Here is a 12,406-nt window from a genome sequence, read left to right on the forward strand (position 1 = left end):
AGCTCTTCTTACTTGTAAATAATTTTATTATTTTAGAATAAGTAGATAATATAAAATAATTAAATATTATTGATACTAATAGTTAAAACAAAAATATGTGATAATCGTCTTTTAATAGGAAATGAAAGAAGACATGAAGAAGCTATTAGGTATGCTGATGCAGGTGTGATTACTTCTGCTGATGGTAATAAAGTTGCTTATATTTCTTTGGATGAAACTATCAAAGAACAAGAAGCGGCTGGTCTTACTTGTAGATAATGAAAGAGGTCGAAATTGACCTCTTTTTTGTTTTCCAAATTATTTTAGTATAGTATAATTGTAATAAAATTAGCTTAAACTAGAAATAAGGAGGGAAAATGTGAAAATAACATTGAGTAGGCATTTATCAATATTATATTATTTTATTGTGATTGCACCAAAAGCAACCTCAAAACAATTAGCACAGTTTACTTCCACAAGTGTACGAAGTATTAAATCAGATATTGCAATTATTAATGAATTGTTATCGGAAGATGGTGTATGTTTTATTGTGGCCAATCAGGCTAAAGGATATGAATTTAAGATATTAGATAAAGAAAAATATATTGATTTTTCATCTAAAGTAAGAAGTGAATATAGTTTTTTTAAAAATACAAATGTCGAAAAAATGAAACGCCGTTTATATATCACTCAAAGAATCTTATCTAGCAAGCATGTTTTAGTTGATGATTTAGCGGATGAATTATACTTAACAAGATTTGCAATTAAGGATGATTTAGTATGGGTAACTAATTTTTTTAAGACTTATGATCTAAATTTATTTTCAAAAGCTAATAAAGGTTTGAGTTATCAAGGTGATGAGTATGATATTCGCTTTATTATGATTGAAACATTTTGCAGTCAATATCATGATTTACCAGATATATATTCAATTGTAGCTTTTGATACAATGTTTTATCAAGATTTTAATTATTATCAAGATATTCGCCATCAGTTTTTAAAAATAATTAGGGATAGTGCCTATATAGCTAAAGATATCAATACTAAAAAATTGGCAACATATATTGTTTTAACTAAAAATCGGATAAAACAAGGTTATACTATTATTTTTGATGAACAATTAAAAAATCTAATGCGTGGTCAATATGAATATCAAATTGCAAAGAAAGTTTTTGAAATTAAGGGATTATACGATGATCTTGAAATTGGTGAAGATGAATTGTGTGCTTTTACTAAGGCCTTAGTAGTATATCGAGATGTTGATTTAATGGTTACGGAAGATATGGCAACTGTAAATTTTGAATATGTTAGTGAAGCAAGAAAAATTTATAATCAAATATTTACAGATGATCTAGATGGTATAGGCAATTCTTTATATCGAAAAGAGCTGTTTTTACGTTATCAAAGTGATTTTGTTTCTTCAATTTATGAAATTTATATGTTGAATGAGTTTGATTCTAACTATAAATATCGCTTATCAACTTATTATGAAATTGCAGATTATGAGTTTTCACCATTAGCAATTGAAATGACTAGAGAGGTTTTGCTTAAAATTGGAGAAATATTAAAAACTCATTTCAATGATGTAACTGCTAATCGATTTATATTATTGTTTGAATTGATTTTAAAGAAAGTAAATTATAAATATCATAAAAAAAGAATTGCGATTTTATCATTAGGTGGTCGTGTGATTACACGCAATTATCGAGAAATGATCTTAGAAAAATTTGATCGTTATGTTGAATATATGGATGTGTTTAATCAATACGAAATGCGTAAAATAAATTTTAGTGATTATGATATTGGTTTGGGAGATTCGGATTCAATCTTCAATTATTATCCAATCGATATTTTAAATTGTAATTTATTAAAAATTGACGATTCAACGATTAATTTGTTTGAAAAAGTATTTAGCTCTGGTTATGATCGCAGCCAAGTTGAAAAACTAATTAAAATTACTAATATTGATGATAATTTTGAATGTAATAGTTATTTACAATTGTTTAAACTAATAAGCTATAAGTTTTCAAATGAACCTATACGGTTAGAGAAGATTTTGCTTGATAGTGAAAAGGTATACAGTTATTTAAACATACAAAGCAGTACCGCATTAATAATGTGTGATTATCGAGTTACCAAAAAAGAGTTTGTTGAAATATATAGTTCTAATAATAAAATGTATTGGGATAAGGAAAAAAGTGTAAAATATATTATTGTTTTATCAATAAACAATAACACCAATATAACTGATTTAAAGGTAATTAATAAAATTATGCAGGTTCTATTTCATCGGCCAGAAAAGTTAGAAAGTCTAATGGAAAATATTGAAACAACATATAATGATATTTTCAATAAAATAATTAAAGATAGTTTTATTCGTAGATAACATCTGTTTTTACAGATGTTTTTTTGCACTTAGAAAAGTGCAAATTAGATTTTTTTATGAAAACTAGTGCAAATAAATACGTTTTCATTAATAGCTTTAAAAACTAAGATATAAGTATAAAAGGAAGGGGCGATAGGATGTTGAAGTTATTTATTTCATCACATGGACATTTTGCAAGCGGAATGAAAAGTTCGTTAAATATTTTAATTGGCAACAGTGATAAAATTACAATTTTTGATGCGTATGTAGATGAAACATCAGTTAAAGAAGCATTGGATAATTTCTATACAACGGTATCAAAGGACGATCAAGTTATCTTGCTATCAGATTTATATGGTGGTAGTGTCAATGCAACAATGTGTCTTTATTTAGAAAAGCCAAATACGATGCTGGTAACGGGAATTAATCTAGCGTTAGTTTTAGAATTGGTATTAAAAGAAAAAATTAGTCGGGAGGAATTAGAAGAAATTGTTGAGAATAGTCGAACATTATTAACAATAGTAGATTTAAAGCCAATAGAAGAAAATGATTTTTTTGAAGATTGAAAGGATGATAAAAGTGATTAAATTAATAAGATTAGATGAACGATTGATACATGGTCAAGTGGCGATCAAATGGTCAAGACATACTGGAGTTGATCGGATTGTTGTCATTAATAATCAGGCTGCAAGTAATTTGTTGATTCAAAAATCATTGATGATGGCAGCACCATCAACAGTTAAAGTAGCTATTAAAGATGTAAAAGCAGGGATTAAATTGTTACAAGATCCTCGTTTGGAACGATTGAAAGTATTGGTCATTGTAAGTGAAATAAAAGACTTATTAGTAGTTTTAAAAAATGTGGATGGAATTCCATTAATAAATATTGGAAATTATGGACGGCTTGCTACCAAAAAAAGTAATCAAAAAAGAACAGCTTATCGACCAAATTTATATGCTTATGATGAAGAATTAGAGTTATTAAAGGAAGTTGCATCATTAGGGATTGAAACAGTCTATCAAACAATTCCTGATGATAATCCAGAAAAATTATTAGATATTATTAGTTAAAGGAGAAAGAAATATGGCAGAGAGCGCATTAATAATTACATTGGTATATTGGATATTTTATGTATTAGATCCATATTTATTATCTTGGCAATGTCTAAATCGACCAATTGTTGTTGCCCCGATTACAGGATTGATATTAGGTGATTTTCAAACGGGAATTATTATGGGAGCATCTTTAGAATCTATTTTTATGGGAATTTCTGCAATTGGTGGCAGTGTTCCAGCTGATTGTTTATCAGCAAGCATTATTGCAGTTGCTTCAACAGTATTAACTGGTTCTGATGTTGAAGTAGGGCTGGCATTAGCTTTGCCGATTGGAACTGTTATTGCTCAATTTCAAGCAATGTTTACGCCTTTATGGGCATCATTATCACCGTATTGGGAAAAATTGGCTGGTCAAGGAGATACAAGAAAGTTTACAATTCAAAACTTGTTATTTTCTGTGTTTATCATGCCGCTACCAGTTGTAATTGTAATGTTTTTAGCAATGGCTTATGGAGTGAATGGATTAAATGATGCTCTAGCGGTGATGCCTGCTTGGGTAATGACCGGATTACAGGCAGCTTCAAGTATGATGGTAGCTGTTGGTTTTGCAATCCTTGCTACAATGATTTATTCTAAAGAAATTATTATTTATTTCTTTGTTGGATATGTAATGGCATCTTCTTATTTAGAGTTATCATCATTGCCGATTGCAATAATTGGTTTAGCGATAGCAATTGCCTTATTCTTTAATGAAAAAAGAATTATTGATTTGAAAAATGAATTATTAAATACATCAATTACTGCAACAAATGATGAGGAGGATTTCTTTGTATGAAAATGCTAGGTAATAATAAATTAACAGCTCAAGAAAAGAAAACATTGAGAAAAATGTTTTTACGATCACATTTGGTGTTTTTATCTTTTAATATGGCTAAAATGGAGGCTAATGGTTTTAGTGCCACAATGGCACCAGCACTAGATGAAATTTATGGAGATGATTTAGAGGCTAAAAAAGAAGCTGCTTTGCGTCATCAAAACTTTTTTAATACTCATGCTGTAGCATTTAATTTTATTGCCGGTTTGTGTTATGCTATGGAAAAAGAACATCATGAAAATAATACTGTAGATGGTTTAACAATCGATAGTATCAAAGCAGCATTAATGGGACCAACGGCAGGAATGTTTGATTCTTTGTTTTTTAACTGTCTTCGAGTTATTGCAGCTGGGGTCGCAATTTGTTTATGTGCCCAAGGAAATTTTTTAGGAACAATTATTTTTATTCTAGGCTACGGTATTAGTCAATCAATCTTAAAATATATTTTGTTATATTTAGGATATACTTTAGGAACATCATTTATTGATAAGGTTTTTAATTCTGGATTAATGCAGGCATTGACAAAAGCTGCATCAGTTTTAGGATTGATGATGGTTGGATGTATGGTGGCAACGACCGTAAATGTTCCCCTCGCATTATCGTTTGAGATGGAAGGTGCCTCAGTTGTTTTATTAGATATAATTAATTCTATTTTTCCAGGTTTACTTGGTGTGTTATTATTGTTTATTTTGATTAAGTTGATTAAAAAAGGAATTCGCCCGACTCAATTAATTATTGGAATTTTAATTGTTTCTTTATTGGGAGCATTTGTGGGTGTGTTTTAGTTAGGAGGATCATGATGATTATAAAGTCTAAGCGAATAATAACAGAAGAAGGAATTATTGATGGATATATTATTATTGAAAATAAAGTAATTAAAGAGATTGCATTATCTGATCGCAATTTACAAGCGGATTTGGACGTTGGTAATATGCGTATTATCCCTGGAATTGTAGATTGCCATAATCATGGGACTCAAGGATATAGCTTAATGGATGAAATTGATGAAGCTGGAATTAGGGGATATTTAAAAGGGCTTGCCAGTCAAGGAGTAACAGCAGTATTTCCAACTTGTTCAGTTAATTTAATAAAAAAAATTGCAGAATTTTCTAATCAAGATGTAGATGGCGCTAAAATCGTAGGAATACATAGTGAAGGGCCATGGTTAAATCGAGTTGGTGAAAAAGGAGTAAAAACGACTTTAGAAAAAGTAAGCATTGAAACAGCACAAAAAATGATCGTAGATGGAAAAGGCAAATTGCGATTAGTTGCTTTGGCACCCGAGATACCAGGAATTGAGCCAATAATGAAATTATTTGTGGATAATGGAATTAAAGTAGCGATAGCACATAGTGATATGAATTATAAACAAAGTATTGCTGCTATTAATGCTGGAGCTAGTGTTGCGACTCATTTGGGAAATGTAATGACCGGATTACATCATCGTGATGTTGGTGTTTTTGGAGCTTGTTTATTAAATGAGAAAGTAGATTGCGAATTAATATGTGATGGCTTACATATTTGTTTAGAAATGCTAACAATAATTTTAAAAGTAAAAGCTCATCATCAAATTATGATGATTTCAGATTGTACAGCAATGGCAGGCGCTCCAGTAGGTAGATATAAGACGTTTATTGAAGGTGTTAATTATATTAACGTTGATAAACAGGGATTTGTGCTAAGTGATACTGGTAGATTGTGTGGCAGTAGTAAGGGAATTATTTATGGTATTAAAAATTTAGTTGAACAATTGCATTTACCAATTGAAGAGGTTGTTAAAATGAGTTCATTAAATGCTTGTAATATTTATGGGATAAAAAATAAAGGTTCATTAAAAGCTGGTAATGATGCTGATTTGGTAATTATTGATGATAACTATGATGTATTAAAGACTTTTAGTGAAGGTAAACTGGTTTATGATGTTAATGTTGATCAAAATGTGTTTAATCCAGAGTTTTTAAAAGAAAATTTAATCGAATAGAAAAAGAAAGGCAGGGGAAGCCTTTCTTTTGTCTTGTTGGAAACCAACATATTTAGGAATATAACTAACTAGATAACTTACATCTATTTTTGGGGAGGAAAATAGCGGGGAAGGTAAGTTATCTAGTGATATTATGGATAAAGAAAAATATTTTATACATTTATATTTATTTTTTTTTAATTTATTGATAAGATAACCGATGAGGTGGCGAAATGTTTAAAATTGGAAATGTAGAAATCGAAACACCAGTAGTAATGGCACCGATGGCTGGCATTACAAATATGGCTTTTCGTAAGATTATCAAAGAATTTGGTGCAGGATTAGTTTATTCTGAAATGGTTAGTGATAAAGCGCTGTGCTATGGAAATGAAAAAACAATTGAAATGTTACAGATTGATGAAGGTGAACATCCTGTAAGTATTCAGTTATTTGGTGGTGAAGTGGCAACAATGGTTAAAGCAGCCAAGTTCATTGATCAAAATTCTAATTGTGATATTATTGATATTAATATGGGATGTCCAGTAAATAAGGTTTTAAAAGCTGATGCTGGAAGTAAATTATTATTATATCCTGAGCGTATATATGAAATTGTAAAGGGAATCGTTGATAATGTGTCTAAACCAGTAACTGTAAAAATTCGTAGTGGTTTTGATCAGCAGCATATTAATGCAGTTGAAGTGGCTAAATTGATTGAGCAGGCTGGAGCTAGTGCAATAGCGATTCATGGGCGAACCCGCTCTCAAATGTATGAAGGAAAAGCTGATTGGCAAATTATTAAACAGGTTAAAGAAGCTGTTTCTATTCCGGTGATTGGAAATGGTGATATTAAAAGTGTTGAAGATGCAAAAAATATGTTTGCATTGACAAATGTTGATGCTATTATGGTAGGGCGAGCAGCTTTAGGAAATCCCTGGTTAATTAAACAAATTGTTGAATCATTAAAGACCGGAACAGTTTTACCTGAGCCAACATATCAAGAAAAGATTGAACAATGTTTAAACCATGCTAAAAGATTAATGAAAATTGAGCCAGAAAAAATTGCTATGTTCCAGATGCGTGGACATGCACCGTGGTATATTAAAGGTCTTAAAGGTTCGGCTAAAGTAAAAAATGAATTATCTAAAATTAATACGATGAGCGAATTAGAGCAGATTTTAACTGAATATCAAAGTTATTTGGATGCTTGTAAATAATTAATATTCAAGGGAGGTTTACAGATGATTATAAGTGGTAAAGAGATTGCTGCTAAAATAAAAGATGAGTTAAAAAAAGAAGTTATTAGGATTAAAGAAACATATCCTAGAGTACCTAAATTGGCGGTTGTTTTAGTTGGTGATGATCAGGCAAGTCAAATTTATGTTCGCAATAAGGATAAAGCGTGTAATTATATTGGGATAGATTCATTAGTTTGTAGATATGATGCTTCACTAAGTGAAACTGATTTACTTAATGAAATAGAAAACTTAAATCAAGATGATAGTGTTGACGGTATCTTGGTTCAGTTGCCATTACCTAAACATATTAATGAAAATAAAGTCTTACAAGCAATTGATCCAAGTAAAGATGTTGATGGTTTCCATCCTGAAAATGTAGCTAAATTATTTTTTGGTAAACATAGTTTATTACCATGTACACCAAAAGGGATGCTAGTGTTATTAAAAGAAATTGGTTATGATTTGACTGGTAAAGAAGTAGTTGTAGTAGGGCGCAGTAATATTGTTGGAAAGCCAGTTAGTTTACTTTGCTTGCATGAAAATGCGACAGTAACGATCGCTCATAGCAAAACTAAAGATTTAAAGAAAGTGTGTAAACGAGCTGATGTTTTAATTGCTGCAATTGGTAAGCCTAATTTCTTTAATCATGAATATATTAAAGAAGGGGCAGTTGTTTTGGATGTTGGAATTAATCGTAACGAAAACAATAAGTTGTGTGGTGATGTGGATTTTGATGATGTCAAAGATCTAGTTTATGCAATTACTCCAGTACCAGGTGGGGTTGGACCAATGACAATTACGATGTTGATGCAAAATACAATTGAGGCTTTTTATTTAAGGAATGGTGATAATAATGGAATATAAGTTGAATGATATTGTCGAAATGAAAAAACAGCATCCATGTAAAAAATCGATGCAATGGCAAATAATTCGAATGGGCGCTGATATTAAAATTAAATGCTTAGGATGTGGTGCGGTAGTAATGTTATCACGTCGCGAATTTGAAAAGAAATTAAAGAAAGTTATTGAAAAGTAAGATGGATGAAGATATCTTAGATGATGATTTAGATAACATTATTGATATATATTGGCACGTAAGTGCCAATTTGTTTATATTTAGTTAATATTAAAAGAGTAGCCTAGTTTGTGTTAAAGTTTGGTATTCGATAAAAATGCTTTATTTTTTTATTAAAGTTATGTTAGAATGTTTTGAAATTAAAAAGGACTGATGATAATGACACAAAAATTGCTAGAATTACTTACTTTAAATGAGGTATTAGGAGCAATAATGATTTTTATTGCAGTATTGATTGTGGCATCAATAAGATGGGGAAATCAAACCTTCTCAGTAAAAACGTTAAATCAAATGATCTTTCATTCTAAAGTACCGATGGATGGGACCGATGATGGTATTTATGCTGACTGGTTTATTCATACAGTACCACAAAGTTTTATTATTACGGTAATTGCTCTTGTGATAGCTTTTGTATTGCCGTTTAATAAATTACATGACTTTCTGTTGGGTAATTTAGATATATTAGGAATAATGGCGATTGTTATTAGTTTAATCGTTGCAATCAGCAATTATCAAATTATTGGTTATATTTTTGATATGATTAGAAAAAGTGATTTGTATGAAAAAGAATATGTTGATCCGCGAAGTGTAAAGATTACGTTTCCAAATCAAAAGCGGAATTTAATTCATATTTATTTAGAATCGGTCGAAAATTCTTATTTATCAAAAGATGCTGGTGGTGGGCAAAATAAGTCATATATGCCTGAACTAGAAAAATTGGCTAAAGAGAATATTAATTTTTCTCATCAAGAAAAAATTGGCGGCAGTTATACATTAGAAGGAACCCAATGGACGATAGCTTCAATTGTAAGTCAGGAAGCGGGGATTCCATTGTTGTTACCAATTACAGCAAAATCGTATGATAAAGATTCATGCTTTTTTCCAGGAATTTATACAATTGGTGAAATATTAGAGAAAAATGGCTATGTAAATGAAGTGATGATGGGGTCTGATAGTAATTTTGCTTGTACTTCTAATTTTTATAAACAGCATGGTAATTATATTGTTTCTGATTACAATACAGCATTGGATATGCAAAGAATTCCTAAAGATTATTTCGTTTTTTGGGGTTATGAAGATGCAAAATTATTTAAATTTGCAAAAGAGGATATTACTAAGTTAGCCAATAGTGGTCAACCGTTTAATTTTGTTATGGAAACAATTGATACACATACACCTGATGGCTATGTCTGCTCTCATTGTCAAAATGAATATGATAATCAGTACGCAAATGTAATTGCCTGTCAGTCAAGACAAGTAAATGATTTTGTTGAATGGTGTAAAAAACAATCATGGTATCCAAATACAACGATCGTAATTACTGGTGATCATAATAGTATGTCTGAGAAGTTCTTTAAAAATTTAGATCATGATTATTTTCGTACCCCTTATAACTGTATTATTAATAGTCCACTTAGTAAAAAACACTATCAAAATAGAAAATTTTCGGTAATTGATCTTTATCCAACTATACTAGCTTCGTTAGGAGCTAAGATTGAAGGTGAACAATTAGGACTAGGAGTCAATTTATTTTCTGGTAAACAAACCTTGATTGAAAAATATGGGTTTAAAAAACTAAACCGAGAAGTGAAAAAAAGCTCTGATTATTATTCGTCTAATTTAGTTGGAGTAAGAAAAAAGGAATCTAAGAAAAAGGTTCATGTGACTCAAAAAGATAATTAATAGGTATATAAAAAACAAGGCTTAACTTAAAAGTCTTGTTTTTATAATAGTTTATTTTTATCTTGCTTTTTGTAAAGCTTTTTTCAATTGAAAATCATCAGTAAATCTGATTGAAGTTTCATAAGTTTTTTGACCATAAACAAAACGCAATTTAGTAGCTTTAGGATAAGTAACCCGTTTAATCTTACGATAATCAAGACTAACACGTCCAACCATCATTTGACGATGTCCCACCAAAATAACTTGTTGCATTTGAAAACTAAAAAAGATAGTGATGACAGTCAATAAATTTAATGGTGTATAAAGGTCGTCAATATTATTTAATAATGCCAAAATCATCAAAACTACACATATAATAAATATTACAAAATAGACGACAAGTACACCGATATAGTAATATTTACCAGTGGTACTTAAACAAAATTTTAATGTATGATCTTTTTTCTTAGCACGATATAAAGTAACTGCATATGAAATGTTAGTATAAACAAACCAAAGTAATGCCAAGAATACCAAAATTGGTAAAAGTGCCATAATTGTATCCATTAATTACACTCCTTCTTTCAATTAATAATATTATACTAAAAAAATGATGATAAGCCTATAAAAATTTCACATAAATCCTAAAAAATTAATAAAAAGATATAATTTTTCAATAATTTAAAGATAAAATAATAAAAAAATGACTAATTCTTGTTAAAATATTTAACCACTTTTATATACAATTTAAAATATTTGTATTATCATTTACTTATTAAATAATAAAGGAGTGGATATGAATGGAAAATATTGTTTCTAAGCTTGAATTAATAGTTGAAAATCAAGAAGTTGATCATAAGGGGAATTATCGTATCTCTGCGTTATTTTCAAAATTATCTGATCTAGCAACTCAAAATGCGATTGAAGTAGGAATTTGGAATCCTAAATTAGCTGGTAAATATGGTTTTGTCTTATCAAAAGAAACAATGATTTTAAAACGGCCCATAAAAGTTGATGAAAAAATAGTTTTTAATACCCGAGCTTCTAATCGCAAACGAGTTCAATTTGTCCGTAATTACTGGATTGATGATAATAATGGTGAAGAAATAGCCGCAATGTTTTCATTGTGGACTTTTATTGATTTAAAAAATAGAAAGATCATGAAACCGGAAAAAGCTGGCATAACAATGCCGGAAATAAAAAACTATTCATATTCAATTGACAGCTATCATGAGATAAAAAAAGATTTAGAGTTAGAATATGTTATGGAACGTAAAGTTTTATATAGTGATGTTGATGTTAATCAACATATGAATAATAGTCGTTATATTGAATGGGCCTTAGATGCTTTAGACTTTAAGATTTTTAATGATCACTATTTTAGTGAGATTAGTGTCTTTTTTAAACAGGAGATGCCACCAGAAACAGTAGCTAAAATATATTGTTATATTGATGATCAATATGTAAAAGTAGTCTTTAAATCATTAGATGATCAAATTGAATATTTTGAATTTGGTGGTTATTTGGAAAGTTTTTAATAACTATTAGGATGTAAAAATTTTCGTAATATGAAAATAGATTTTCATTATTTGAAAACATTTTTATTGATTATATGCTATTATAGTTGTGTCCCAAATATCTATAATAGTATTCGTTTTCCCGTATAGAATACAGATATTTAAAGTCCCTTGTCCCAAAGGGGCTTTTCCCTTTTGTTGAGAAAGTATCTATTTAATAATATTTAATAGTAAAACTTTTTAGACTTAATCAAGTCTTTTTTTATTGGTTTAAAATATTATATATAGTATGAGTATTATGTGATTTTAGTTGTTTAAAATCAAAATCAGCAATTCAATAAAACTCCCAATTTTACTTATTTTTTATTATTTTAAGTTGTGATTAATTTAATATCGATATATGTAAATATTTAATTGACGGATATTAATTATTGCGTTAAGATGATTTTAAGGAGTGACACATATGGGAGTAAAAAGAAATTTAAAAAGAATATTTTGGTCGACAAGAGGTAAAAGAATTGCAACTAGTGTTGTTTCAGGTATTGTAGCTTTATGTTTGATTGGAACATGTTTGTACATTTTTATAGGTGATCAGCCAGAATACAATGTAAATGATACAAAAGAAGAAAAAGAAGTTGTTAAAAAACATCAAGAAAGTGATTTGCAAGGTTTAATCAGTGGTA

At 29.4% G+C, this 12,406-nt stretch carries 13 protein-coding genes; 12 read left to right on the forward strand and 1 reads right to left on the reverse strand.

Going from position 1 to position 12,406, the window contains the following annotated elements:
* Positions 1–358: 358 nt before the first annotated feature.
* The 10 genes from J7M77_RS04705 (at position 359) to J7M77_RS04750 (ending at position 10,227) form a co-directional block, all read left to right on the forward strand.
* Positions 359–2,365 (forward strand): helix-turn-helix domain-containing protein, encoded by a 2,007-nt coding sequence (locus tag J7M77_RS04705; protein WP_296876517.1) that lies wholly within the window; start codon positions 359–361, stop codon positions 2,363–2,365.
* 137 nt (positions 2,366–2,502) lie between these two features.
* Positions 2,503–2,910: a hypothetical protein gene (locus J7M77_RS04710; protein ID WP_296876519.1), complete on the forward strand. Its 408-nt coding sequence runs from the start codon at positions 2,503–2,505 to the stop codon at positions 2,908–2,910.
* A gap of 13 nt (positions 2,911–2,923) precedes the next feature.
* Positions 2,924–3,415, forward strand: a complete 492-nt coding sequence (locus tag J7M77_RS04715) for a PTS sugar transporter subunit IIB (protein WP_296876521.1) — start codon at positions 2,924–2,926, stop codon at positions 3,413–3,415.
* A 13-nt stretch (positions 3,416–3,428) separates the two neighbouring features.
* A complete protein-coding gene (locus tag J7M77_RS04720) occupies positions 3,429–4,235 on the forward strand; it encodes a PTS sugar transporter subunit IIC (protein WP_296876523.1) in 807 nt (268 codons plus the stop codon).
* Positions 4,232–5,059: a PTS system mannose/fructose/sorbose family transporter subunit IID gene (locus J7M77_RS04725; RefSeq protein ID WP_296876525.1), complete on the forward strand. Its 828-nt coding sequence runs from the start codon at positions 4,232–4,234 to the stop codon at positions 5,057–5,059. Before J7M77_RS04720 ends, J7M77_RS04725 begins: the two co-directional genes overlap by 4 nt.
* A gap of 14 nt (positions 5,060–5,073) precedes the next feature.
* Entirely contained in the window at positions 5,074–6,255 is a 1,182-nt protein-coding gene (locus J7M77_RS04730) for an amidohydrolase family protein (protein WP_296876527.1), read from the forward strand.
* 212 nt (positions 6,256–6,467) lie between these two features.
* Positions 6,468–7,448, forward strand: a complete 981-nt coding sequence (dusB, locus tag J7M77_RS04735; protein ID WP_296876529.1) for a tRNA dihydrouridine synthase DusB — start codon at positions 6,468–6,470, stop codon at positions 7,446–7,448.
* Between the two features lie 24 nt (positions 7,449–7,472).
* Positions 7,473–8,333 (forward strand): bifunctional methylenetetrahydrofolate dehydrogenase/methenyltetrahydrofolate cyclohydrolase FolD, encoded by an 861-nt coding sequence (gene folD, locus J7M77_RS04740; RefSeq protein WP_296876531.1) that lies wholly within the window; start codon positions 7,473–7,475, stop codon positions 8,331–8,333.
* Complete coding sequence (locus J7M77_RS04745) at positions 8,311–8,505, forward strand: DUF951 domain-containing protein (RefSeq protein WP_296876533.1); 195 nt, start codon at positions 8,311–8,313, stop codon at positions 8,503–8,505. Before folD ends, J7M77_RS04745 begins: the two co-directional genes overlap by 23 nt.
* Before the next feature lie 198 nt (positions 8,506–8,703).
* A complete protein-coding gene (locus J7M77_RS04750) occupies positions 8,704–10,227 on the forward strand; it encodes an LTA synthase family protein (RefSeq protein ID WP_296876535.1) in 1,524 nt (507 codons plus the stop codon).
* A gap of 57 nt (positions 10,228–10,284) precedes the next feature.
* Here the strand turns inward: J7M77_RS04750 and J7M77_RS04755 are convergent, their stop codons facing one another.
* Positions 10,285–10,773, reverse strand: a complete 489-nt coding sequence (locus J7M77_RS04755) for a hypothetical protein (RefSeq protein WP_296876537.1) — start codon at positions 10,771–10,773, stop codon at positions 10,285–10,287.
* Between the two features lie 233 nt (positions 10,774–11,006).
* Here J7M77_RS04755 and J7M77_RS04760 point away from each other — a divergent pair, with 233 nt between their 5' ends.
* Positions 11,007–11,744 carry an acyl-ACP thioesterase domain-containing protein gene (locus J7M77_RS04760; protein ID WP_296876539.1) on the forward strand — a complete coding sequence of 246 codons (738 nt, stop codon included), beginning with the start codon at positions 11,007–11,009 and terminating at the stop codon, positions 11,742–11,744.
* A gap of 442 nt (positions 11,745–12,186) precedes the next feature.
* A partial coding sequence (locus J7M77_RS04765) for a hypothetical protein (protein ID WP_296876541.1) occupies positions 12,187–12,406 on the forward strand: 220 nt, incomplete at its 3' end.

Origin of the sequence: Thomasclavelia sp. (genome assembly GCF_017889095.1) — a bacterium.
GTDB lineage: Bacteria > Bacillota_I > Bacilli_A > Erysipelotrichales > Coprobacillaceae > Thomasclavelia.

What these genes read in the sequence shown, in the direction of transcription:
- J7M77_RS04725 (WP_296876525.1), top strand. Translation starts at nt 4,232, where the DNA reads ATGAAAATGCTAGGTAATAATAAATTAACAGCTCAAGAAAAGAAAACA.
- dusB (WP_296876529.1), top strand. Translation starts at nt 6,468, where the DNA reads ATGTTTAAAATTGGAAATGTAGAAATCGAAACACCAGTAGTAATGGCA.
- J7M77_RS04755 (WP_296876537.1), bottom strand. Translation starts at nt 10,773, where the DNA reads ATGGATACAATTATGGCACTTTTACCAATTTTGGTATTCTTGGCATTA.
- J7M77_RS04710 (WP_296876519.1), top strand. Translation starts at nt 2,503, where the DNA reads ATGTTGAAGTTATTTATTTCATCACATGGACATTTTGCAAGCGGAATG.
- folD (WP_296876531.1), top strand. Translation starts at nt 7,473, where the DNA reads ATGATTATAAGTGGTAAAGAGATTGCTGCTAAAATAAAAGATGAGTTA.
- J7M77_RS04720 (WP_296876523.1), top strand. Translation starts at nt 3,429, where the DNA reads ATGGCAGAGAGCGCATTAATAATTACATTGGTATATTGGATATTTTAT.
- J7M77_RS04750 (WP_296876535.1), top strand. Translation starts at nt 8,704, where the DNA reads ATGACACAAAAATTGCTAGAATTACTTACTTTAAATGAGGTATTAGGA.
- J7M77_RS04730 (WP_296876527.1), top strand. Translation starts at nt 5,074, where the DNA reads ATGATTATAAAGTCTAAGCGAATAATAACAGAAGAAGGAATTATTGAT.
- J7M77_RS04760 (WP_296876539.1), top strand. Translation starts at nt 11,007, where the DNA reads ATGGAAAATATTGTTTCTAAGCTTGAATTAATAGTTGAAAATCAAGAA.
- J7M77_RS04745 (WP_296876533.1), top strand. Translation starts at nt 8,311, where the DNA reads ATGGTGATAATAATGGAATATAAGTTGAATGATATTGTCGAAATGAAA.